Consider the following 24751-nt stretch of genomic DNA (forward strand, 5'->3'; position numbering starts at 1 on the left):
GCGTTCAGCCGAAGGCCGCCTGCTTAAGGGCGGATTCAAACCTCCGGCCCGAAGCTGGGTGACCGATCCACAGGGGTGCTCCGCGATGATCCGCAAGGCCTTGATTCTGTTTGCCTGCGTGACACTGGCAGGCTGTGCGACCCACAGCTATCGCGGCGGCAGCGGCGATTATTACTACGGTGCGCCCAGCACCGTCTATCGCAGCTATGGCGCGCCCTACGGCAGCGTCGGCTACGGGCGGCATTCCGGCTGGTACGGCGGCGCCGGTTACGGCCGGCCCTACGGCTATGGCATCTGGAACCGCTATCCCGGTGGCTATTACCGCCCGCCGACCGTGATCGTGCAGCCGGTCTACCCGGGCCGCCCCGGTCACCGTCCCCCGTATGGGCACAACCGCCCGGATCGTCCGGACCGCCCCGGCTGGAACCACGGACGCCCCGGACGGCCTGATGGCACCCGTCCCGGCCGACCGGGTGGTTCATGGGGCGATCGTCCCGGCAGCGGACGGCCGGACCGGCCGCAGCGTCCGCCGGATGCCGATCGCCCCGGTCGCCCGGGCGGCAACTGGAATGATCCCGGCAGTGGCCGTCCGGATCGCCCGCAGCGCCCGCCCGATGCCGATCGTCCGGGCCGTCCCGGCGGCGGCTGGGGTGGTCGTCCGTCGCGACCGGAAGGCACGCAGCGTCCAGGCCAGGGCCGGCCCGGTGGGCAGCGTCCCGGTCGGTCCGAAGGGACGTCGCGTCCGCCGCAATCGGCGCCGGTATCGCGCCCCGCGCCGCGCAGCGAAGGTCGTCAGGGACCGCGCCGCGAAATGCGGCAATCGGTCACACGTCGCGAAGCCCAGCCCGAATAGCGCTTGCACTGCCGCCCGGGTCGAGCCAAGCTGCGGCTGCCTGACCCGTTGCGTCGCTTTCCGACCAAAAGGTCACTGCCTGTCGATGCCCGGCGGGGGAACACCGGATCCCCCCTGTTCCGCCTCCGCCGGGTGTCGGCTCTTCTTTCCAGCCTCGAAGGCCGGAGAAGAGCCAAAAAAAAGGGGCCGGATGTCCCCCGACATCCGGCCCCGCGCTTCCCCGGGTTGTGCTTGGCTGGCCCTGTTCCAATCTCCAGCCGCGCCCCCCTTTCAGACGCTCGCCGTCCCGGGTGCACTCGGAAAGCACGCAGAAACCATGCCAACCTTGGCGCGTCGGTCGGCCGACCGGCATTCCGCGCGATAATCGCCCCATGTCCAACGACTTCCACAGCTACGACGTCATCGTCGTCGGCGGCGGCCATGCCGGCACCGAAGCCGCGCTTGCGTCCGCGCGCGCCGGCGCCCGCACCCTGCTGCTCACCCACAACGTCGAAACCATCGGCGTGATGAGCTGCAACCCGGCGATCGGCGGCATCGGCAAAGGCCATCTGGTGCGCGAGATCGACGCCCTGGGCGGTGTGATGGCGCGCGCCGCGGATGCGGCGGGCATCCAGTGGCGCCGGCTCAATGCATCGAAAGGCCCGGCGGTGCGCGCGACGCGTTGCCAGGCCGACCGCAACCTCTATCGCGCGTTCGTGCGCCGCGCTGTCGAAGCGCAGCCGAACCTGACGATCTTCCAGTCGGCGGTCGATGACCTGGTCATCGAAGGCGACGCCGTGCGCGGTGCGATCACCCAGACCGGTCTGCGCTTCGACGCGCCCGCCGTCGTGCTGACCGCGGGCACGTTTCTCGCCGGGCGCATCCACATCGGCGAAGCGCAGTCGGCTGGCGGCCGCGCGGGCGATCCGCCCGCAGTGACGCTCGCCGCGCGCCTGCGCGAGCGTCCGTTCGTCGTCGACCGTCTGAAGACCGGCACACCGCCGCGCATCGACGGGCGCACGCTCAACTACACCGCGATGACCATCCAGCCCGGCGACGATCCGCGCCCAGTGTTCTCCTTCATGGGCACGCACGACGACCATCCGCGTCAGGTGCCGTGCTGGATCACCCGCACCACCGAGCGTACGCACGAGATCATCCGCGGCGCGCTGCACCGCTCGCCGATGTATTCGGGCCAGATCGAGGGCATCGGCCCGCGCTACTGCCCGTCGATCGAAGACAAGGTCGTGCGCTTCGCCGACAAGGACAGCCACCAGATCTTCGTCGAGCCCGAAGGCCTCGACGCCGCCGAGATCTATCCCAACGGCATCTCGACCTCGCTGCCGTTCGACGTGCAGCTGGAGGTCGTGCGCAGCATCGTCGGCTTCGAGCACGCGCACATCACCCGCGCCGGTTACGCGATCGAGTACGACTTCTTCGACCCGCGCGGCCTCAAGGCGACGCTGGAAACGCGCGCCGTTGCAGGCCTGTATTTCGCCGGCCAGATCAACGGCACCACCGGCTACGAGGAAGCCGCCGCGCAGGGACTGCTCGCCGGCGTCAACGCCGCGCGCCAGGTGCGCGGTCTCGATGCCTGGAGTCCGCGCCGCGACCAGGCCTACATCGGTGTGCTGGTCGACGATCTGATCACCCACGGCACGAAAGAGCCGTACCGCATGTTCACCAGCCGCGCCGAATACCGGCTGCAGCTGCGCGAGGACAACGCGGACCTGCGCCTGACCGAAGCCGGCCGCACGCTCGGCCTCGTCGACGATGCGCGCTGGGCGCGCTTTGACGCCAAACGCGAAGCCGTCGAACGCGAGACCGCACGCCTGCGAGGTCTGTGGGCGTCGCCGCAGAACGCGATCGGTCGCGATGCGATCGCGACGCTGGGCATCGAACTGCGCCGCGAGAGCAACGGCATCGACCTGCTGCGCCGTCCCGAACTCGGCTATGCCGATCTGATGCGCGTCGAGGCGATCGGTCCCGGCGTCGAAGCGCCCGACGTTGCCGAGCAGGTCGAGATCGAAGCCAAGTACTCGGGCTATCTCGATCGTCAGCGCGTCGAGATCGAACGCCAGCAGCGCCAGGAAACCACCGCGATCGCCGAGACGTTCGACTATGCGCAGGTGCGCGGCCTGTCGGCCGAACTCGCGCAGAAACTCGCGCAGGTGCGACCGCTCACCGTCGGTCAGGCGCAGCGCATTCCCGGCATGACGCCGGCTGCGATTTCGCTGCTGCTGGTGCATCTGGAACGCGCCCGGCGCACGCAGGCGGCCTGAGCCCCGTTCCGACACGTTCCGCGTCCTCGTCGACGTTCCGTTTCAAGGTGTGTCATGTCCAGCGCTTCCAGGCCCTCCAGATTCCGTTTCGACACCGAGGCGGGTGCACTGCGGTTGTCCATTGCGGCCACCGTCGTGGTGTCGGCGCTGGGCATCGGGTTCGGCCTGCTGTCGGGCTCGTTCTCGATCGTGTTCGACGGCGTGTACTCGCTCGTCGATGGCGTGATGACGTCGGTCGCGCTGTTGGTCGCCAATCTGATTGCGGCGTCGACTGCCGCGGGCGCAGGCGGCCGGCGCTTGGTCCAGCGCTTCACGATGGGGTTCTGGCACCTCGAGCCGATGGTGCTCGGCGTCAACGGCCTGCTGCTGACCGGCGCTGCGGTCTACGCGTTCATTACCGCGATCGGCGTGTTGCTGTCGGGCGGCCGCGCGTTGAATTTCGATCAGGCGATCGTCTACGCGGTGCTGACATTGAGCATCTGTCTGGCAATGGGCATGTGGGGCCTGCGCACCAATCGCAGACTGAAATCCGATTTCGTCGCGCTCGATGCGAAAGGCTGGTTGATGTCGGGCGCGATCACGGCATCGCTGCTGGTCGCGTTCGTCGTGGGCGTCGCGGTCCAGGGCACGGAACTGGCCTGGATCTCGCCCTACATCGACCCCACGGTGCTGGCGCTGGTCTGTCTGGTGATCATCCCGATTCCCGTCGGCACCATCCGGCGCGCGCTGGCCGACATCCTGCTGATCACGCCTGTCGATCTGAAGGCCCAGGTCGATGACGTGGCGCGCGCGATCGTCGCGCAGTACGGATTCGTCGATCACCGCGCCTATGTCGCCAGAGTGGGGCGTGGTCGGCAGATCGAACTCGCCTTCATCGTGCCTGCCGGCGCGCCGCCGCGTGCGCTGGAGGACTGGGACCGTCTGCGCGACGAGATCAGCGCCCACATCGGGCACGACACGCCGGACCGCTGGTTGACGATCGTGTTCACGACCGACGCCGAATGGGCGGACTGACGCGGCCGGGAGCGCATGTCCATCGGCGCCGCGCAGTGCGTCGTCCCGATCATCCGGCGTTCCGCGCCGTTGTGGTCTGGTGTGCACTCGACCATGCAGGACGACAGGAATGACGAGCAGACCCGTTCTTTTCGGCGCGTTGATGTCGGCCGTTGTCGGCCTCGTGTACTGGGCAGCGGTGTCCGGGATGCTGGGCGGCGGCGAGCCCTGGGATGCCGGCGCGTACTGGACCTTGGCGTATCCGGGCGCGTTGCTGCTCTCCGCTGTGCTCGGATTCGCGATGCCGGTGCGTGCCTGGATTTGGGGCGTCATCTTGTTGTTCGCCCAGGTGCCTGTCGTCGTCGCGGTGTCGGGCGCGGGGCCGCTGCTGCTGGCCGGCGTGCTGTACGCGGCCGTGCTGGCGATTCCGGCGGCGCTCGTCTCCGGCATTGCCGGTTGGATCCGCCGGCGCATGCGCGGCGCAGCGACTCGCTGAAGCAACTTGGCGCTCACGCGCGCCGGTCTTCATGCGCCTCGCAATGCGGGCGACCGGGCGCCCGCCGCGACGCGTGCATGCGGTGACCGCGCACGCATCGGCAGTCCGAACAGAGGTCGCAGCCAGGCGATGCGGCGGATCAGCAGTTCGTGGATCGACACGCAGCCGGCCACGGTGATCGCGAGCACCAGCAGCGGTTCCCACAACGCGCCGAGGCGCAGCGGAATCAGCCAGTACGCGGCAAGCACGATCAGGCTCTGGTGCAGGATGTACCAGGGATACACGGCTTCGCTGGCGTAGCGCAGGCCCGGCCACGGCCGGTTCAACAGTCCTGCGCTCCAGGCCAGCAAGGCGAGGAGTGCGGTCCACCAGTAGACGGTCTGGATGACCCGCATCACGCCACGCCAGGCGTCGAGCGGCATCAGGTCGAGATAGGCTGCGTCGGGAAGCCAGGCGCCCATCGCCCGCAGTGCCAGATACAGCGCACCTGAACCCGAAGCGAGCCACAAGAGCCGGACGCGCCGGACGCGCAGCGCGGACCAGACCACATCGCTGCGCGCGATGAGCAGGCCGAATACGAAGACCACGACGTAGCGCGCGTGATTGAACCAGTCGCCGCCCAGCGCGTGCGTGGATGGAAACCGCGGATCGAGCACCCACAGCGCGAACAGGTACCACAGCGGCGGCACCGTCCACAGCAGCCAGCGGCCCCGCGTGGTCAGCCATTCCGCGACACGCGCGCCGCCGATCGCGCGCAACACCGGCAAGGCGAGCAGCGCGAGCATCGTGTAGACCCATAGATACGGCAGATACCAGAGATGGTTCCAGGTGAAGCCGTACTCGGCGCCGGTGAACGTGCCGGCCGGCCAGGGCCGCAGCTGCAGGTAACGCAGCAGGAAGGTGCCGAAGCCGGCATCGTAGGTCCCGAGCATCCGCGCCTCGCACCAGGCCTGTACCGGCACGATGGCCACGATGCCGAACGCCAGCGGCAACAACAGCCGCCAGCTGCGAGTGCCGATCAGCCGCGCCGGTGACGTCCGCGCCAGCACCAGTCCCAGCGCGATGCCCGACAGCAGGAACAGCAGCGACATCCGCCAGCGGTTGACCAGCACCATCGGCCACTCGACCCAGCCGAGCAATGTCGGGCTCTTGATGTGGAAGTCCCAGTCGACCACGTAGACCATGCCCACGTGATAGAGGATCAGCAGGGCGAGGGCGATCACGCGCAGCGTGTCGATGTCGTGGCGTCGGTCCATGGCGGGCTGCGATGCGGAAGAGGCCGACACGGTGCCGGGTCGCATCGCAGCGCAATCCGGTCAGGGGCTTCATGGCGCGTCTTCGGGGACGAACCGTGGGCCGGCAGGGACGAATGGGACGGGCCGATGCGCGGCGGCTGCCTAGAATGCGGGCATGTCCGCACGTCCCCACGCGCCGCCCACCGGCGCCGAGCGCTATCTCGCCATCCGCCGACCGGTCGAGGTCGGCTACTGGTTCATCACCTACCTGCTGTCCGGGCTGGGCAACAGCATGACCACCTGGATGGACGTCGAGCGCCTCGGGCTGGACTACACCGCGTGGGAGGTGGCGAGCTGGGAAGGCAGCAGTGCCGTCGCGCTGCTGATGCTGGTGCCGGCAATGGTGTGGTTCACCGCGCGCTGGCCGGTGCATCTGGACAACTGGCGACGGCGGCTGCCGCTGTACGCGTTGGCGAGCGTGGTCTGGTCGATGCTGCACGTCGCGCTGATGGTCGCCATCCGCAAGCTGGTCTACGCCTGGCACGGCAGCAGCTATGTCTTCGGCGATGCCTTCGTCTACGAATACCTGAAGGATGCACGCACCTTTCTCGGCATCGTCGTGGTGTTGCACGGTTATCGCCTGCTGGTGCGTCGCCTGCAGGGCGAGGCCTCGCTGCTGGCGGCGCCCGATGACGACAGCGTGCCGGTGGAACCGGTCGAGCGGCCTTCACGATTCCTGGTCCGCAAGCTCGGACGCGAATTCCTGATCGCTGCCGACGACATCGAATGGGTGCAGGCCGCGGGCAACTACGCCAACCTGCACGTGCGCGGCAAGGTCTATCCGCTGCGCAGCACGCTCGCCGAACTCGAATCCCGCCTGGATGCTGCGCGGTTCCTGCGCGTGCACCGCAGCCATCTGGTCAACGTCGACCGGATCGCCTCGATCGAACCGCTCGACAGTGGCGATGCGCGTATCCATCTGCACGACGGCACCATCGTGCCCTGCAGCCGGCGTCATCGCGAGCCGCTGCGTCTGGCGATGGCGCGCTAGAGACGGTCAGCGGAAGAAACGCACCACGTTGCGGCGCAGCCAGCCGCCGTGTTCGTACTGGCGGGCGAAGCCGTTGAGATGCTGTTTGACGGTGTCGGAATAGGCCTTGTCGTCGCAGCGGATGTGGTTGAACAGCCAGCGCGCCAGCATCGCGTGCAACTCGCCGGCGACGTCCTCGCCGGCCTGGACGCGCAGCCGGTAATCCTGCACGCGCCGGGCGAACAGCTCGTGCACGCGGCGATGCGCGGCGCTGAAGGGATAGCCGGCTTCCTCGATCAGCGCTTCCTCGAACGCGAAGTGCGACAGCGTGTAGTCGACCAGTTCGTCGAGCACGCCGGTGAGCGTCTCGCGCGCCGGCGCGTGCCGCGCGCGTTCGAGCTGGTTGATCATGTCGACGATGCGCCGATGCTGGCCGTCGATCACATCGATGCCCGTGTCGAGCGCTTCCTGCCACACCAGTTCCGTCATCGCCGTCGTCTCCTCGCCCTGTGTCGAGGCGAGTCTGCGGCGGCCGGTCGGCGCCCGCGTTGATCGGGCGCAATGACGCGGAACGCGCGCCGTGCGCAGTCCGCGCTAGGGCAACGGATGCGCGTCGACGTCCTCGTGCAGGATGCGGCGCAGTTCGAGGATCGCGGGCGCGGTCTCCTGCACGCTGTGGCCGGAGATGATGACCTTCTCCGATACCGCATCGTCGAGATGCGCGCTGGCATAGGGCACCAGGCCGTCGTTCGACTGCGCGAGCGGCACCGCGGGATCACGCTGGGCGATGATGGTGTGCAGCGTGACGCCGGGCGCGCGCGGCAAATCCGCGGCGGCGCGCACGAAGGGATCGCTGGCGCTGAGGTTGTCGATGCTGTTGGGGATGCGTCCCGTGCTGCCGTCCGGCGCCTTCTCGCTGCCGGCCAGTGCCTGCAGCACGTCGTCGAAGTTCTCCAGGAACGTCAGCGGGAAACGCACGAGGCGCGAGATCCAGGGTCCTGCGCGCGTGCCGGCGATGTCGGTGCCGCGATGCGGCGCGGCGATGAACACCGCGCGCTCGATCTGCGGCATCGGTTCGAAGCGCAGGAACGACGACAGTCGACGCTGCACCCGGCGCAGATCGCCCGGTGCGATCTCGCGATTCGCCATCACCGCATCCCACAGCGCATCGCCCGACGACGACACCATCAGCCGTGCGATCACGCCGCCCATGCTGTGCCCGACGACGACCATGTCCTGCGAGGCGCGCGCGCGGCGGTCGGGATCGAAATGCGTCAGCGCGTCGTCGACCGTGCGCCGGATCTGGGCATGGTTGAGCGCGATCGGCATGTTGGTCGGGTAGTAGATCTGCCAGATCTGGAAGTTCTGCCGCAGCGTCTCGTCGCCCAGCACCTCGTTGGCGACGTTGACCCAGGCTTCGGGGCTGCTGGCCAGCCCGTGCAGCATCAGCAGGATCCGGCGGTCGGGATCGTAGGGCTGCATCATGTACAGATGCGGCCGGTCGATACCGTGGTCGCGGCCGAACAGCGTGCGCAGTGACTGCGTGGCGAAGCCGGAACGCGCGAGCCACAGGCCGTAGCCGGCGGTGAAGTTCGCCGCCAGCGGCACCTGCTGGCCGTGCATCTGCGCGACGCTGTCGACGTAGGGATCGTGCACGCTCAACGCGACCTCGCGCGTCGCCATCAGCTGCGCGAGATCGTCCGCGGGAAAGCGCAACAGCACGGTCAACGCGGGCGAGGGCATCTCGCTGTAGTCGCGTCGCTGCGGGCGCTGGCGGCGATGCGGTGCGTCCGCCGCGTCTCCGGCATCGGCATCGCTATCGGGCACGACGATGGTCGTCACCGGATCGGGCTGCATCACCGCGACGAGTTCGGCGCCGAAACCGTCGCGCCGGTACACGCTGCGCAGGCCGGCGAACTGCAGCGACGACGCCGGAATCAGTTCTTCGGGCAGGTCCACGCCATCGGGCAGACGCACGCCGTCGAGTGTCGTGCGGATCGTCCAGCCGGCCTGCTGCAGCGCCTCGCCTTCGGCGCCGGGCGCGCCGGCATAGCGTGCGAACAGCGTGGTCGCCGCTTCCTGCGTGGCGAAGTTGTAGTAGTCCCGGACCTGCGTCTGCCGGTCTTCGAAGGCGCGCTCGCCGGGCGTGCGCGCGCTGAAGAAGAGATAGGCGTAGGCGTGGCGCGCCACTTCGAACCAGGCATCGAGCTGCGCATCCGATGGCGGCGCGTCGCGCCTGGGTGCCAGCGACAGCGCCCGCTGCATCCACAGCTCGGTCAGTGCGGCCATGCGGCGTTCGTCGTTGACGTCGTGCACGTCGGCCAGCAGTTGCAGGCAGTCGACCTGCGGACGCCTGCAGCTGCGATCGTCGATGCCGGCCACGCGCAGCATCTCGCGCGTCGCGGCGCTGAGCTCGCCGGTGGTGAGGATGTCGCCGCGCTTGATCGCGATGTACTCGCCCGGCGGGATCGACTTCACGTCGACCATCGCCAGCGAGCATCCGGCCAGCGCAACCGCCAGCAGGAGGGTGACGGCGCTGCGGATCCATCGCGGTGCGGCGTGATCGGTCATCGGGTCTCGGTCTCCGGAATACCGGGCACGCCACGGCGGATGACGCGGGAAAAGTCGGGGTCGCGGTCGGCGGCGCGCGCACGGTCGGTGATGCGGCCCGCCGCTTCCAGCTGCCCGAACGTGCCCTGGCCGGCCAGGCCGTCGTGCGCATGCGCGTACCGGGCGAAGTAACCCGACAGCAGCAGGCGGATGTCGATCGGCAGGCCCGGTGCGATGTGGCGGGCGACGTCGAAGACGATCGTCGTGCAGTTGCTGGTCACCGTGTTGTAGAAGCGCGGCGCCTGCTGCAGCGTGCCGGCCTCGTCGACATAGGCCAGGAACAAGGTGCGCAACTGTTCCGGCGGAATCGCCAGGCGATAGAGATACACGTCCTCGTCGCGCACGTTGCTGCGCACGCGCACGATGTCGCGCTCGTCGGCGGCGATCAGCACCGCCTCGAACTGCTTGAAGAAACCGCCGATCGCCGAGAACGATTCGTGGCGCTCCCTGCGGATCTCCAGCGAGAACACCACGCGGCTGCCGTCGTCGAACCCGAACGACACCAGGGTGTGCGCGATCGCCGGACCCATCCAGTAGGACAGCACCAGATCGGCCGAGACCAGACGGTCGAGGTCGTAGTTGCGCGTCTCCCAGCGGGGCGCGGGCTCACCGTCGCGGGTCCAGCCGAAGTCGCGCACGTTGCGCAGGGTGACGCGGCTGCCGTCGACTTGGGCGTCCAGCAGGCGCGCGACATCGTCGGCCCAGTCGCGGTCCTGCAGCGGCTGTACGGTCTGCCACCAGCCCAGCAGCGCCAGCGCGGCAACTGCGGCGGCGATCGACACCACGCGCGCAGCACGCGGCGCGAGATGTCCGCCGAGCGCCATCAACGTCGCGATGCCGAGCAACGACCATGCCGGCAGCCACAGCCAGCGCAGCGGCGCCTGGAACCACAGCGCACCCGCGCCCCACAGCGTGGTCAGCACCACGGCCAGGACCAGAAGCCCCCGCAGCAGGCGCCGCACGGGCGATCTGCGCGGCGCCATCAGTGCACGGGTCCCGCGCGCCACGAGCGACGATGGCGGAAGCAGCGGGGCACGTGCAGGCGGGTCGGGGTCATGCCCGCATTGTCACGCAGGACGGCGATCCGCCGGAAGCGGGGCGCCGTGGTCCGGCGTCAGGACTTGCGCGCGCGGGCGAAGGCGTCGGCCAGCGCGTTGTTCGCCGGCGCAGCCGAGGTTGCGGGCTTGCCGCCACCACCGCCCGGCCGACCGCCACGCGGGCCACCGGGTACGCGCGATGCGCCGCGGTCGTCGCGTGATTCGCGCGCCGGCTTCTCGCCCGGCACATCGTCGAGCCGGCGCGTCAGCGCGATGCGCTTGCGCAGCACATCGACCTCCAGCACCTTGACCTTGACGATGTCGCCGGCCTTGACCACGTCGCGCGGATCCTTGACGAAGGTGTCCGACAGCGCGGAGATGTGCACGAGGCCGTCCTGGTGCACGCCGATGTCGACGAAGGCGCCGAACGCGGCGACGTTGCTGACCACGCCTTCGAGAATCATGCCGACCTGCAGGTCCTTGATGTCCTCGACGCCATCGGCGAACTGCGCGGCCTTGAACTCCGGACGCGGGTCGCGACCCGGCTTTTCAAGTTCTTTCAGGATGTCGCGCACCGTCGGCACGCCGAACTGTTCGTCGGTGAACTGCTCGGGCTTGAGCCCGCGCACGAAGGCGCCGTCGCCGATGATCTGCTTCACGTCGCGGCCGCTGGCGCCGACGATGCGCGCGATTACCGGATAGGCCTCCGGGTGCACCGACGACGCATCCAGCGGCTCGTCACCATCGGCGATGCGCAGGAAGCCCGCGCACTGCTCGAAGGTCTTTTCGCCGAGGCGCGGCACCTTCAGCAGGTCCTTGCGGCGCTTGAACGGGCCGTTGGTGTCGCGGTGCACGACGATGTTCTCGGCCACGCCGCTCGACAGACCGGCGACACGCGCGAGCAGCGCGCTGGAGGCGGTGTTGACGTGCACGCCGACCGCGTTGACGCAGTCCTCGACGCGTGCGTCCAGCGCCCGCGCCAGCCGGTACTGGTCGACGTCGTGCTGGTACTGGCCGACGCCGATCGCCTTGGGTTCGATCTTGACCAGCTCGGCCAGCGGATCCTGCAGACGCCGCGCGATCGACACCGCGCCGCGGATCGACACGTCGAGGTTCGGGAATTCCTTCGCCGCCGTTTCCGACGCCGAATACACCGACGCGCCGGCTTCGCTGACGACGATCTTCTGCAGCTTGAGCTCCGGCGCGACCTTCATGACATCGGCGGCCAGGCGATCGGTCTCGCGCGACGCAGTGCCGTTGCCGATCGCGATCAGCTGCACGCCGTGTTCGGCGCACAGCTTGCGCAGCGTGTGCACCGACTGGTCCCACTGCTTGCGCGGTTCATGCGGATAGATCGTGTCGGTCGCGACCAGCTTGCCGGTCGCATCGACGACCGCGATCTTGCAGCCGGTGCGGATGCCGGGATCGAGACCGAGCACGGCCTTCGGGCCCGCGGGCGCCGCGAGCAGCAGATCTTTCAGGTTGTCGCCGAAGACGTTGATCGCTTCGGCTTCGGCCTTCTCGCGCGCCTTGCCGAACAGATCGATCATCAGATGCAGATGGATCTTCGCGCGCCAAGCGAGGCGGCAGGCGTTGAGCAGCCAGGTATCGGCGGCGTGCGACTGCGCGGCGATGCCGGCATGACGCGCGATGCGGCCCTCGGCGTAGGCGTTGCCCTGCTCGGGATCGGTGCCCGGCTCGAGATCCAGGGTCAGGAATTCCTCGCGGCGCCCGCGCAGCAGGGCGAGCAGGCGGTGCGAGGGAATCTTCGCCAGCGCTTCGGCGTGGTCGAAGTAATCGCGGAACTTCTCGCCGGCGTGTTCCTTGCCGTCGACGAGCTTCGCGCGGATCACGCCGTTGGCGTCCAGCCAGTCGCGCAGCTCGCCGAGCAGCGTCGCGTCCTCGCCCCAGCGCTCCATCAGGATCGCGCGGGCACCTTCCAGCGCGGCCTTGGCATCGGCGACGCCCTTCTCGGCATCGACGAATCCGGCAGCGAAAGTCTCGGGCACCTGCGTGGGGTCAGCCAGCAGGCCATCGGCCAGCGGTTCCAGACCGGCCTCGCGGGCGATCTGCGCGCGTGTGCGGCGCTTCTGCTTGTAGGGGAGATACAGGTCTTCGAGGCGCGCCTTGCTGTCGGCGGCTTCGATGTCGGCGCGCAGTTCGGGCGTCAGCTTGCCCTGCTCGTCGATGCTGGACAGGATCGACGCGCGGCGGTCTTCGAGTTCGCGCAAGTAGGACAGGCGCACTTCCAGATCACGCAGCTGGGTGTCGTCGAGCCCGCCGGTGACTTCCTTGCGGTAGCGCGCGATGAACGGCACGGTCGCGCCTTCGTCGAGCAGCGCGATCGCGGCGATCGCCTGCGCGGGCTGGGCGCCGATCTCGGCGGCGATGGTGTCGGCGATCCGCCGTGCGAGGGCAGTGTGGGCCGGGGCGGCGTCGGTGTGCATCGTGTCCAGTCGTCTCGCGGCGTGGATGCCGCGCGCGGATTGTGGCCGGCGCTTCCGGCCAGCGGAACCCGTTGACAGGCGATGCGGTTCAGCGCCTGCGACGGCGCCAGGGCAGCGGAATGGCCAACAACGCCCAGGCGATCCAGGCCAGGCGGCTCGATGGACTCTCGCGATCGGGCGTCGGCACGGCGGTATCCGTGGCGTCGGGATCCTCCTCGGGCGCCAGCGCGAACTCGCCGGCATCGAGCCGCCGCAGCACCTCGCGTGCGCGGTCGGCCTGGTCGCCCGGCACGTGCAGCTTCACGCCGCCGATCGCCAGTCGCCATTCCCAGTTCGCCAGTGCCGTGTGGGCATCGCCGACGTGCACGTCGATGCCTTCGGCGTGCAGCAGACCGCTGGCGATCTGGGCTTCGAGGGGGTCGGTGAAACGCGCGACGATGACCTGCATGCGACGGATTGCCACAGTGGACGACACAGGCGACAGGGTACCCTTGGGCACTGAATCGCACGTCACGCCAGGTGCCCGCATGTTCCGACGATCCCCGCCCCTGCATCCCCGTCTCGCGGTCCTTCCGCTGCTCGCACTGGCGCTCGCGGCCTGTGGTGGCGGCGACGAGTCCGCCCGGTCGGCAGGCGGTCCGGCGCTCGCGCCCGAGGCCCCCAGCGAACGCGTCGAATGGGCGCTGCCCGCGACCGGTCCCGGTTCGTCGGCGCCGGATCTGGCGGCCGGCCCGAACGGGCAGCTGGTGCTGAGCTGGGTGAACTCGCGCGAAGGCCGCCGCCACGTCTTCCAGTACTCGCGCTTCGATCCTGCGACGCAGGTCTGGCGCAATGCGCCGACGACGATCGCGATCGGCAACCGCATGTTCGTCAACTGGGCCGACACCCCGCACGTGATGCCGACCGCCGACGGTGCGCTGTGGGCGCACTGGCTGCAGCGCAGCGGCGACGCGCGCTATGCCTACGATGTCGTGCTGGCGCGTTCGCGCGATGGCGGCGCGAACTGGGGCGCGCCCCTGGTGCCGCACGACGACGGCACCCAGACCGAACACGGCTTCGTCTCGATGTGGCCGCAGGCCGACGGTATCGGACTGGCCTGGCTCGACGGCCGCAACACCGGCGCGCCGAGCCACGAAGGCCACGAATCCGGCGAAGGACACGAGGCCCACACCGGCGGTCGTCCGATGACCCTGCGGGCGGCGACCTTCGACGCGGCCATGCGCCGCACGCACGAGCAGGAAATCGACGCCAGCGTCTGCGACTGCTGCCAGACCGCCGCCGCAGTGACGCCGCGCGGACCGGTGGTCGTCTACCGCGGCCGCACCGAAGGCGAAGTGCGCGACATCCTCGCCACCCGCTTCGACGGCGAGACGTGGAGCGCGCCGCGTGCGGTGCACGCGGACAACTGGGTGATGCCGGCCTGCCCGGTCAATGGCCCGTCGGTCGCAGCCCAGGGCGATGCCCTCGTGGTCGGCTGGTACACCGCACCCGACGAATCGCGCGTGCGTCTGGCGCGCAGCGACGATGCCGGCGACAGCTTCGGTGCACCGGTCGAACTGGACGCGGGCGCCGAGGTGCAGGGCCGGATCGCGGTCGCACTTGACGCCACCCAGGCCTGGGCCGTGTGGTTGCGCGAGGATGCCGCCGGCGCGCAGTCGCTGTGGCTGTCCCGCCGCAGCGCGGACCTGGCCACCGAGTACGAGCGCGTCGAACTCGCCCGCCTCGAAGGCCGCGGACGTGCGACCGGCTTCCCGAAACTGCAGATCGTCGGCCGCGACGCCTACGTGATCTGGACCGACGTCATCGAAGGCGCGCCGCAGTTGAAGGGATTGCGTCTGGTGCGTTGAGGCGCGTGCGCGGTCCCGGGTTCACGCATGTGTGCCCAGGCCGGCGTGCCTGCACCCAGCCAACGCAAGGCGTCTTCCGTGCGCCCGGTCACTCGGCCAATGGACCCTATGCTTGTGTGTCTGCAGTCACAGCAGGCACGAGCTCAGCGTGTCAGGTCCTGCGCCTGCGTGGATGCGCGCTGGGCCGCTTCCGATGGCGCCCCGTTCGACTGCTGGAGCGCGGTGAATGCTTCGCCGGCAGGCGTGCGGGTCAGATCACCGAGGGCAGTGCGCAGCGCGTCCGGATCTGCGCGCCGCGCTGCATCGAACAGGGCCTGCAGGGCATCGCGTCGAGGTGTCTCCGGCTGCGTCCCGATTGCGCCGTGCACGGCGGCATCGCGCGCCGACATCAGTGCGTCCCGGGTGTGCGGACCGACAATGCCGTCCGTGTCCAGCCCCCATTCGCGCTGGAGTGCAATCACCGCTTCTCGCGTCGATGGTCCGAAGACTGCGTCCTCGCTGAGCGGCGCCCCGTCCGCGTCCCTGTAGCCGAGGCGGTTGAGCTGTGCCTGAAGCGCACGGACGGACTCGCCCTGGTCGCGCTCTCGAAGGAGTACGTCAGCAACAGGCATTGGAGGCGCTGACGTCTCCTGCCGGATAAGCGAAGTCACGACGGTGGGTTCGGCGGCGATGTCGCGCGCCTGGAGCAGGCCGCGTGCTTCGATGATGGGGTCGGTCGCGAACAGCCGTGCGCCGTTGGACTGCTTGCGGTCGAGGTAGCGCTCAAGCGACACGAGTTCGACGCCCTCTCCACTTCTGGACTGGCTGATCTTCAGTCTGCCGTCGCCCGGGTCGCGCACGACCATCGTGATGTGATCGATCCCGTTGTATCGACCGCGATCCCAGCGCCTGTCGCCGTTGTCCTCCCCGATCAGCATGCCTTCGCGCAGCGCCGCCGCAGTGATCTCGCGACCTTCCAGCAGGACGCCGGATCGTTCGACGGTCTTCTCGATGATGCGTGCGGCATGGTCGAAGCCTGCGCTGTACAGCGCACTGCGGGCGAACACCGTGCGCCCGGCCTGGTCGTTGATCTCGGCCATCGTCGCATTGGCCAGCGTGACCACCCATCCAGAGCAATCCACCGTGCCGCGCGCAGGATTTTTGTCGCCGAAGCCATAGCGCACATGGTCGTACTGCAGGGTCAGCGCATGCGCACGACGGAGCGTGACACCGGGTCCCTCGCCGACATCGGGCGTCGTGGTCGATCTGGGGAGGGGCGGTGCCCGTTCCAACGCCTCGTCGATGGCGCGCCGGGTGACGGCCTCCGGAGCGCCGGTCTGGGGAAGGCCCTGGTCACGCTGGAATGCCGCCACTGCGTGTCGTGTCGCCGGTCCGAAGATGCCATCCGAAACGATCGGCCGGTCTTCGCGGCCCGTGTAGCCCAGCTGCGCGAGCTGCGACTGGAGCAGAGCGACCGCGGTGTCGCCTGCTCCAACGGAAACGGCATTGTCAGAGTGCCCATCCTGCGTTCGTGCAACGTGTGCGACGGCGGGTGGATCAGCATGAAGCCGAGCCCACGCCTGCGCCGGTGTCAGTCCGTTCTCGATCGACAGTGCATGGGATGCGCGCATCCGGTTCAGGGCCTCCGCAGTCTCGTCGGCGGTGATCGATGCGTGGTTCGCGCCCCCAGGCCTGTCGTAATAGCTTCTTCCGGTTGCGGGATCCGCGATGCTGGCCCACTCCTGGGACAGTGCGCGTTGCGCCGCATGTAGTGTCGAGCCAGGTTGCCCGGTCACGAATTCGTGGATCGCAGGACGCTTCTGGGTAATCAGATAGTCGAAAAAGATCCGGTCCTGCACCGCGTCCGTGAATGCCGCATCGCGGTCGAGGCCGAGCGCACTGACAGCCTGCGTCATGGTCTGCGGGATCACCTGGAATCGCCCGATCGCGAACAGGCGATCCGGTGCACTGGCGGGCAGCGCCTGGTAGTCCATCACCTGTCCGATGGTCAGCGCCGAGAAGTCGATCGGTTGATCCGCGCTCCGGATGCGCTCGCGTCCCGTGCCGTCGCGCACGGTGCCCCGGTTGTAGTTGTCGTAGCTCTTGGCGCCGGATTCACCGCGCTGGATCAGGTCTGCCAGTGGACTGCCCATCGCACACTCCTTGTGCTGTCAAACATGTATTGCCCCGCACAGTCACGGGTTGCCGTGCAAGGCGTTCCTTACTCAGGGTCCCACCACTTCACCGAGAGTCGCGACGCGGGCCCTGTCACATTCCAGTCGGCCAGCTCGCCGTAGGTCGAGACCGTCAGGAGATCTTCGCCCCGCTCGAAGCGCATCAGACAGTGGCCATCCGCGCTGCAGGCATCGAGCTCAGGGAGGTCGTCGCAGATCGAGCAGATGTCTGGATTCGCCGCGCAAGCCGACTCGACAGCGGCGCCCAGCACATTCGCCCTGCAGTTGGCCTCGACCCTCGGGCGCCAGCCCGCTGCGCGCACGCGCGTGCGCAAATCGGCGTAAGCCATGCCTTCGGTCAGGCCGTCGATAGATTGACTGGTCGGCATCGTCGTCCCGGGCGCGGTGATGTCCGTGGAAACCGACGACGGTTCCATCTCCCCAGGCAACGCACATCCGGTCGACGACAAGGCGAGCATCAGGGCGAGGCACACATGGACGCCCCATGTCGAACGCCTGCTCTTGTGAGGATTCGCGGGTCTCATGCTCGACTCCAGGCAGTGGGCACGCCCCCGGCAGCGAACCCGATGTGCAGGCTGTCGCGTCGGCAGGTGGACCGACAGGGCCTGAGAGAAAGCGGGCGCGAAGATCGACGTGACTGCAGTCGCGGCACCGGGGCGACTGCGTCCGACGCAGGCTTCGGCGCCGCTCGGTCGACAACACTCACCGTGGGACCGACCGGTACGTGTGCGACTGCGGATCATAGGCATGGACAAGCGCATGGTCGGTCGAAACCGCGTTTTCCAACGACACCGCGATGTCCGGCAGCGCGCCATCGTGACGGGGAACGAACGCGAGCCGGCTGCCCGTATTCACTGGCACCGTGCCCAGATGCGTCCATTTGCGCGCGTCGATGTCCTGCAGCGGATGCGGATCGAACAGCAGAATCTCGGCACTCGGTCGATCGCCGTCCATACTGGGTACGGCCAGAAGCAGGTGCCCTGTTGCCGTGTCGGCGACCACCGGTTCGCGCGACGGATCGACCGCATTCCCCTGCTCATCGCGACCGAAGGTGCCGATCCAGGGTTCGCTGCCCAGCAGCGACCAGGGTTCGGCAGTTCCTGTCGGCTCCGCGACGAACGTGGCATGCGCCAACGTCACCGGCGCCTCCGGATCCTTGATACCGGCCGCGCGCGCCTCGCCGTACTTTTCCGGCGTGATCCAGGCAAAGCCGGTGTAGTAGGTCGTGCCGGCGGCCTGGAACCTGAAGCCGTACCAGAAGTGGATGCGGCTGCCGTTCTGGATCTCATACGCCGTGGCACCGTCACCATCGATCTCGCTGATGATCCCGAGCACGCGGGCATGCGACGGGGATGGGCGCTGCGTGTCGGCCTGTGTTGCGGAGGGCATGGCGGACGCTTCCTTGCGTTCGGGCATTGGCGCTGCCTCGGAGGTCGGCCTGCAGGCGAGCAGGAGCAGGGCGAGGGCTGCGACTGAAACTGGATGGCGCATGGAATCACCGGTCGGTCGAATCCGATGCCGCGCGTGGAAGCGATCGTTCTGCACCGATTCCATTCGTGCAACACCGCGTCCGCAGATCATGCCCGCCTTTTCGTCGTGATGCCGGCCGATGGGGACAATCCTGACACCCCATCTGTGACCGGTCTCGCAGTCACGAGTGCAGCTGACAGCCCCGGCCGCCTCGACGGCCGGAGTCTGCCTCAGCGCTCGTGCCGCCAGTTCACCGAGCCGCGATTCTCCAGCGTGCTCGACTCGATCTCCACGTCGAAGCCCGCGCGCAGCAGGTACTTCAGCGTCAGCACCTGGCCGGTGCCGAGCAGCGACACGCCGAAGCCGACGTAGAGCTTCGGCGAGAGCTGCTTGCCGAAGCCGAGCACGCTGCCGCCGAGGGCGCGCGACTGGCTGATGCCGGCGTTGTCGAGGCCGATCCTGCTGCCGAGCTGACCGGCGACCAGGTTGCCGCCGGCGTTGAGCGCGGCCGCGGCGGCGTCGATCTGCTGGCCTTCGTCGCTGGTCAGGCTGGACGCCGAACGTCCGAGAGCGAGATACGACAGCGCCTGCGACGCATCGCTCGACGGGTTGGTCCAGACATTGACGCTCGGCGCCGAGGCGCGGCCGCTGACGTCGATGCCGGCGGTGATGTCCTCGGCGTCGATGCGGCGCTCGGCACGCACGTCGAGCATCGGGTCGGAGACCGGACTGTTGTTGAAGACCAGATTGCCGCGCGTGACCCGCAGTTCCTGGCCGTAGGCCTTGTAGCGGCCATCGACCGCGAGTCGGCCGTTGCCGGTCATCTCGCGACCCGGCACCGCGCGTACGCGCAGTTCGCCCTTCATGCGGCCGTCGAAGCCGAAGCCGCGCAGGCCCACGTTGTCGCCGACGGTCAGGGTGAGGTCGAGTTCCAGCGCCGAGGCGGTGGCGTTTTCTTCCGGATTCACCGGGTCGAGCACGACCACGTCGGGCGATGCCGACACGCCTTCGCTCAGGCCTTCGAGATCGAGCAGGGCGACATCCACGAACACCTTGCCGGTGACATTGAGCGGCTGCAGCGCGGTGTAGCGCACGGTGAGGTCGGGCGAGGCGATGATGTGCATGTCGCTGGTGTCCGACACCAGCACGTCGGTGCCGCTGATCGTCAGCACGACCGGGGTGCCTTCGCCCTGCCAGCCGATGCCGCCGCCGATGTTCAGCGTGCCCTGGCCGGAGCGCACACTGCCGGCGATGCGCGCGGTGCCGTCGGGCAGCGCGTCGAGATTGATGTTGCCGTCCTCGAGCGCGATCGCCAGCGCCGGAATTTCCGTCGCGAAATCGGCGAGGCGCGCCTGGCCGCCGATTGTGGGCTGGGAACGCGTGCCACCGATGGTGACGTCCGCGGTGAGGCGGCCGGTCGGCTCGACGATGTCGGGCGAGAACAGTTCGACGAAGGTCAAGTCTTCGACGTTGGCGACCAGCGAGCCCGACAGCGGCGAATACGCATCCCAACCGTTGGTGACCTGCGCCTGCACGCGGCCGACTTCATTGAGCGTCGTCGACAGCGTGGCGCTGAGGCGATTCGCGTCGAACTCGGCGTCGAGCACGAAATCGTCATAGGTCACCACATCGTTGCGCGCGCGCTCGGACGTGCGTACGCCGCCGCTGGCCGAGCGGATGCTCGCGCTGCCAGCGAATCCGCTGCCGACCGGACGCGCGCTGCCTTCGAGCGCGATCTCGCCGCGCAGCACGAACGGACGACCGCCGTCCTGCTCGGGCAGATAGGGCGTCGCCAGCGCGAGCGGCAGGCCGGTGCCGGTGATCGACACGCCCTGGCGCGGCCAGTCCGCGCTGGCGCACAGCGAGCCGCCGCCGCTGGACGCGAAGCAGCTGTCGCTCAGCGTGTAGCGCGTGCCGATCTGCCGGAACTGCGCCGGCGATTGCAGCGCCCAGCTCGCACCGGTCGCCGGGGCGAGGCGCAGGCTGGCGAGCGTGCCCTGCCAGTTGCCGTTGCGGCTTTCCGCATTGCCTGCAAGATCGACCGTGCCGATCTCGCCACGTGCGCTGGCGTCGAGCTGGAGCCGTTCGATCGCGCCACGCGCCGCCAGACGCACCTCGTCGAGGGCGATGCCGGCATTGACGCCGGTGGCCACGACATCCAGCGAACCGGTATCGCCACGCCACGGCAGGCGGCCCTGGATGCGCGCGCTGTCGGCGGCGTAGTCGCCATAGCGCAGTGCGCTGCCGGTGAGGTCGGCGGCGATGTCGGGCGCGGTGCGCGCGCCGGTCACGCGCACGGTGCCGCGCAGCACGCCGCCGGTGTCGGGCAGGAAATCGGCGAGCTGCAGCGGGGCCAGCGTCGCGTCGATGTCGAGACGGTCGGTCACGGTGGCCGTCGCATCGACGCGGCTGTCGCCGAGCGAGAGCGCGACCTCGCCTTCGAAATCGGTGCGGCCGGCATCGCCGGCATCGGTGGCCGGGCCGTGCATCGCGAACGTCGCGCGGCCATCGAGCCGGCGACCGCGCAGCGTGCCGCCCAGATCGCTGGCGTCCACCGCGATTTCCAGGCCGCCGTCATCGCGGGTGTTGCCGGTCGTCGCGAATGTGCCGTTGACCGCACCCTTCCAGTCGCGCGCGAAGTAGCCGGGATCGAAACCAGCCAGCGTCGCGTCGAGATTCCACTGCAGCGCCGGCGCCCACGCGACGTCGCCGCTGGCGTCGAGCGTGCCGGTCGGCATCGTCACGCGCGCGGTCTGCAGGCGCATGCGCTCCGCGTCGCCGCGGCCGTCGAAGTCCACGTTCGCGCGCAGGCCGTCGCGTTCCACGGTGGCCTTGCCGATCGCCGCCCAGGCCGCGGTGCTGCCGGCGATGCCGAGATCGGCGTCGGCGGTGATCGGCGGCGCGGGTTCGGCGGCATCGGGATCGGCACCGAACTGCAGGCCGCGGGCGTTGGTCGCGAAGCGGAAGCGCACATCGCCCGGCTCGGTCACGTCGGCGAAACCGCGCAGCGTGACCCGACCGTCGAAGATGTCGACGACCAGCGGATCGAGATCGAGGCGCTGGTCTTCCAGCGTCACCTTGGACGGCTGCAGCACGACGCGGATCGGATTCGCGTCGGCTTCGCCGTACGTGGCAGTGCCCTGCAGTTCGGCGGCGCCGCCCTGGCCATCGGCGCGGATGTCGAACGCCAGTGGCGTGCCGGGTTCGCCGCTGCCCATCAGCAACGCGGGATCGAGGCGCGTGCTGTCGGCGCGCAGCGCCCAGCCGGGATTCTCGCGGCCGCGCAGGGTCACCACAGCCTTCAGCGGTTCCGGTACATGGCCGACGACGGCGATGTCCAGACGCGAGAGGTCGCCACGCGCGACCAGACCGATGCGCGGACGCGTGCGCGCCGGTGGCGCGGGCATCAGCGCGCTGGCGGTGACGTCCATGCGGTAGTCGTCGTCGGGTGCGTAGACACCGTGCGCGGTGAACAGGCCGCGGTCGCTGTCGACGACGACGTTCGCGAGATTGAGTTCGCCCTGCTGCGCGTCGAGGCCGCCACGCACGCTGCGGATGTCGATCAGCGACTCGCCCGCCTGTTCGACGCGGAAGCCGTCGATGCGGATCGTGTCGGCCTGCAGCGACAGCGGCAGATCGATGCGCGGCAGCGAGTCGGGCCAGCGCGGCAGTTCGAACGGGGTATCGACCGGTGGCGGCATCGACAGCACGGCGTTGTCGATGTCGAGCACGTCGAGGCGCAGGCGGCGGCCGACCAGCGGCATCACCGCCGGATCCACCGTCACGCGCTCGGCTTCGAACACGAGCACGCGCGGTTCGTCGCAATTGCCGTAGGCGACGGGCTGTTCTTCGACGTCCGGGCAACTGCGCTGCACGTAGCGCACGTCGTACATCGTGAGCGGGCCCGAGGCCGGACCTTCGGCCGCGCGCCAGGTCAGTTCGGTGCCGGCGGGCAGGCGCGAGGCGACCTGGTTGAGCAGGAAATCGCGACCGCCGAACGTGGTCAGCAGCCACCACACGACGATGACCAGCAGCAGGATCAGTGCGGCGATGCCGATGGCGCTGCGGATCGCGAGCGTGCGCGCCCGCGCACGACGCCGCGCACGCAGCTCGGCGATGCGCGCCTCGCGCTCTTCGGGGGTCAGATCGTTGGGCAGGCGGTGGCGACCGAAGGCCATGTCAGAACTCCGCGCCGATCGACAGGCCGATCGTGAACGACGAATCGGGGTTGTCGAGACCGCGCGCGATGTCGAGCTTCAGCGGGCCCACCGGCGACTTGTAGCGCGCGCCGATGCCCACGCCGGTCCGCCACTGCGGCGAACTGCTGTCGAAGGCATCGCCGCTGTCGACGAACACGGCCGCGCCGATGGTCTCGGTGAAGTAACGCTCGAACTCGACGCTCGCGGTGACCACGTTCTTGGCGCCGGTCGCGAATGCACGGCGACCGTCGCGCGCGGGAATCCGCGGGCCGACCTCGCGCCAGTCGTAGCCGCGGATGCTGCGGTCGCCGCCGGCGTAGAAGCGCAGGCTCGGCGGCATCGCCACCAGTGCGTCGGTGAAGGTGTGGCCCAGCTCGCCGCGCACGATCAGGCGGTTGGACTCGCCGATGCCGCGGAACCAGCTCGTGCGCAGGTGGATCTGGCTGAACGAGGCATCCGAGCCCACGCCTTCGACGCCGCCGCGCAGCATCACCGAGCCGCCGATGCCGCGGGTCGGGAACAGGCGGTCGTCGACGTCGATGTATTCGGCGCGCAGCGAGGGATAGGCGAACGTGGCGTAGCGGTACAGCGCGCCGGCGAACTCGTCGTCATCGACGGCCGGGCTGTCCGGATCCTCTTCGGGCGCGTAGGCCCAACGCTCGCGCAGCACGTGCATCGACGCGATGAGGTTGAGGAATTCGTTGTACTGGCCGTTGCGGCTGCCCACCAGCTCCACCCGGCGCGAATCGATGTAGTCGGTCTGTTCGTCCGCCATCTGCAGGCTGGCGGTGTACCAGCCGTCGAGCCAGGCGAAAGCCGGCACGCGGTACTGCAGCGTCAGCGTCTTGCGGCGCTGCGCGTAGTCCAGCTGCGCAAGCGCCTTGTGACCGCGCATGTTGACGTAACGCCGTTCCACGCCGAGGCGGATACCGGCGCCACTGTCGGTGCCGTAGCTCACGCCCGATGTGTAGATGCTGCGCTTGGCGGGCGTCAGCGTGACCTTGACCGGCACCTCGCGGCCTTCGTTGGCCTCGTCGACCTGCGCCTCGATGTCGATGTTGGAGAAGTAGTCCAGGCGACCGAGCGACGACCGCAGGCGATCGATGCGGCCCTGGTGCCAGTAGCTGCCTTCTTCCCAGTAGACGAGGCGCTCGAGCAGGCTGTCGTTGATGATCTGCTCGGGCGTCTGCTCGAACGTGGTCGTGCCCATGTTGTAGCGGTCGCCGCTGGTCCACACCACATCGATGTCGGCCGCGTAGTCGGCGCGCGTGACTTCGACGCGGCGCGAGGCGAACTCGGCGTCGAAATACCCGCGCTCGGCCAGCCGGCGGCTCAGGTTGTTGCGGCTGGATTCGTAGTCGGGATGGCTGAAGACCGCGCCCTCGCTGGGCACGAATCGCGCGATGTCGCGCGCCAGATACCGGTCCTGGCCACCTTCGCCGATGATCGCGATATCGCTGTTGCGCACGCGCACCGGCTGGCCCGGATCGACGACCACGCGCACCGAAATCGCAGCGCCTTCCTCGCGGTTGCGCTGCACGTCGATGGTGGGCGAGTAGTAACCGAACGGCTCCAGCGCCTTGCGGGTCTGGTTCTCGGCCTCGCGCAGCAGGTAGCCCATGCGCCGGCCGGAGATGTCGCGGCCGATGGATTCGTAGAGCGCGAGCGAGACGCGGACGTTCTCGGTCATCTCTTCGTCGAGGCCGACGATGTCGACGCGTTCGACACGCGCAGCAGACGCCGCGGCCGACGAGACGAAGAGGACGACGGCGGCGAGACACACATGAACGCGAGGCATCGCGGGAGGATACCGGAGGCGCGTCAAGAGTCGATTAACGGGGGTGCGCGCAAGCGGGTTCTCCGAAGGCTCAGAGAAATCTGCTCGTCATTCCCGCGCAGGCGGGAATCCAGTGACTTTGAGCGCGAGATCTCGCCGTCGATTGCCGAGTGCGTTCTCGGAAAAGGCGCTGGATGACCAGCCGTCCTGCTGTTGAACGTCCAGCCTGCGCGGGAATGACGTCCAGGGTGGGGCGGCCTGTCGGAACTCTGGGCACGCCCGCGCCTGCCGCAGCGCGCATCAAGCGCGCTGCACCTCATCC

At 68.9% G+C, this 24751-nt stretch carries 17 protein-coding genes; 6 read left to right on the plus strand and 11 right to left on the minus strand.

The window, feature by feature from the left end; genetic code table 11:
- Positions 1-85: 85 nt before the first annotated feature.
- The 4 genes from AC3A5K_RS15415 (at position 86) to AC3A5K_RS15430 (ending at position 4603) form a co-directional block, all read left to right on the plus strand.
- Positions 86-853: a hypothetical protein gene (locus AC3A5K_RS15415; RefSeq protein ID WP_487618430.1), complete on the plus strand. Its 768-nt coding sequence runs from the start codon at positions 86-88 to the stop codon at positions 851-853.
- Positions 854-1224: 371 nt separating this feature from the next.
- On the plus strand, positions 1225-3114 hold the full coding sequence (gene mnmG, locus AC3A5K_RS15420; protein ID WP_487618431.1) for a tRNA uridine-5-carboxymethylaminomethyl(34) synthesis enzyme MnmG: 1890 nt from the start codon (positions 1225-1227) through the stop codon (positions 3112-3114).
- Positions 3115-3168: 54 nt separating this feature from the next.
- Positions 3169-4128, plus strand: coding sequence for a cation diffusion facilitator family transporter (locus AC3A5K_RS15425; RefSeq protein ID WP_487618432.1), 960 nt, complete (start codon positions 3169-3171; stop codon positions 4126-4128).
- Between the two features lie 109 nt (positions 4129-4237).
- On the plus strand, positions 4238-4603 hold the full coding sequence (locus tag AC3A5K_RS15430; RefSeq protein ID WP_487618433.1) for a hypothetical protein: 366 nt from the start codon (positions 4238-4240) through the stop codon (positions 4601-4603).
- A 29-nt stretch (positions 4604-4632) separates the two neighbouring features.
- Here the strand turns inward: AC3A5K_RS15430 and AC3A5K_RS15435 are convergent, their stop codons facing one another.
- Positions 4633-5859, minus strand: coding sequence for an acyltransferase family protein (locus AC3A5K_RS15435; RefSeq protein WP_487618434.1), 1227 nt, complete (start codon positions 5857-5859; stop codon positions 4633-4635).
- A 154-nt stretch (positions 5860-6013) separates the two neighbouring features.
- Here AC3A5K_RS15435 and AC3A5K_RS15440 point away from each other — a divergent pair, with 154 nt between their 5' ends.
- Positions 6014-6889, plus strand: a complete 876-nt coding sequence (locus AC3A5K_RS15440; RefSeq protein WP_487618435.1) for a LytTR family DNA-binding domain-containing protein — start codon at positions 6014-6016, stop codon at positions 6887-6889.
- 6 nt (positions 6890-6895) lie between these two features.
- Here AC3A5K_RS15440 and AC3A5K_RS15445 read toward each other — a convergent pair whose 3' ends face one another.
- From AC3A5K_RS15445 to AC3A5K_RS15465, 5 genes are all read right to left on the minus strand, one after another.
- Entirely contained in the window at positions 6896-7357 is a 462-nt protein-coding gene (locus tag AC3A5K_RS15445; RefSeq protein WP_487618436.1) for a bacteriohemerythrin, read from the minus strand.
- A gap of 105 nt (positions 7358-7462) precedes the next feature.
- Positions 7463-9439, minus strand: a complete 1977-nt coding sequence (locus AC3A5K_RS15450) for an esterase/lipase family protein (RefSeq protein WP_487618437.1) — start codon at positions 9437-9439, stop codon at positions 7463-7465.
- Positions 9436-10461, minus strand: a complete 1026-nt coding sequence (locus AC3A5K_RS15455; RefSeq protein WP_487618438.1) for an Lnb N-terminal periplasmic domain-containing protein — start codon at positions 10459-10461, stop codon at positions 9436-9438. The genes AC3A5K_RS15450 and AC3A5K_RS15455 overlap by 4 nt, the downstream gene beginning before the upstream one ends.
- Before the next feature lie 131 nt (positions 10462-10592).
- A complete protein-coding gene (locus AC3A5K_RS15460) occupies positions 10593-12962 on the minus strand; it encodes a Tex family protein (protein WP_487618439.1) in 2370 nt (789 codons plus the stop codon).
- Between the two features lie 88 nt (positions 12963-13050).
- Positions 13051-13410 (minus strand): putative signal transducing protein, encoded by a 360-nt coding sequence (locus AC3A5K_RS15465; protein ID WP_487618440.1) that lies wholly within the window; start codon positions 13408-13410, stop codon positions 13051-13053.
- 79 nt (positions 13411-13489) lie between these two features.
- Here AC3A5K_RS15465 and AC3A5K_RS15470 point away from each other — a divergent pair, with 79 nt between their 5' ends.
- Entirely contained in the window at positions 13490-14809 is a 1320-nt protein-coding gene (locus AC3A5K_RS15470) for a sialidase family protein (protein ID WP_487618441.1), read from the plus strand.
- A 143-nt stretch (positions 14810-14952) separates the two neighbouring features.
- Here AC3A5K_RS15470 and AC3A5K_RS15475 read toward each other — a convergent pair whose 3' ends face one another.
- The 5 genes from AC3A5K_RS15475 to AC3A5K_RS15495 all read right to left on the minus strand — a co-directional run bounded on the left by AC3A5K_RS15475 (position 14953) and on the right by AC3A5K_RS15495 (position 24450).
- On the minus strand, positions 14953-16941 hold the full coding sequence (locus AC3A5K_RS15475) for a peptidoglycan-binding protein (RefSeq protein WP_487618442.1): 1989 nt from the start codon (positions 16939-16941) through the stop codon (positions 14953-14955).
- Between the two features lie 68 nt (positions 16942-17009).
- On the minus strand, positions 17010-17441 hold the full coding sequence (locus AC3A5K_RS15480) for a hypothetical protein (RefSeq protein ID WP_487618443.1): 432 nt from the start codon (positions 17439-17441) through the stop codon (positions 17010-17012).
- Between the two features lie 244 nt (positions 17442-17685).
- Positions 17686-18399, minus strand: a complete 714-nt coding sequence (locus AC3A5K_RS15485) for a hypothetical protein (protein ID WP_487618444.1) — start codon at positions 18397-18399, stop codon at positions 17686-17688.
- 284 nt (positions 18400-18683) lie between these two features.
- On the minus strand, positions 18684-22631 hold the full coding sequence (locus AC3A5K_RS15490; protein ID WP_487618445.1) for a translocation/assembly module TamB domain-containing protein: 3948 nt from the start codon (positions 22629-22631) through the stop codon (positions 18684-18686).
- Between the two features lies 1 nt (position 22632).
- The gene (locus AC3A5K_RS15495; protein ID WP_487618446.1) at positions 22633-24450 is read right to left on the minus strand and encodes an autotransporter assembly complex protein TamA; all 1818 of its coding nucleotides are present in this window, start codon (positions 24448-24450) and stop codon (positions 22633-22635) included.
- Between the last annotated feature and the right edge of the window lie 301 nt (positions 24451-24751).

The sequence above is a fragment of the Luteimonas sp. Soil_C_5 genome, assembly GCF_057656615.1.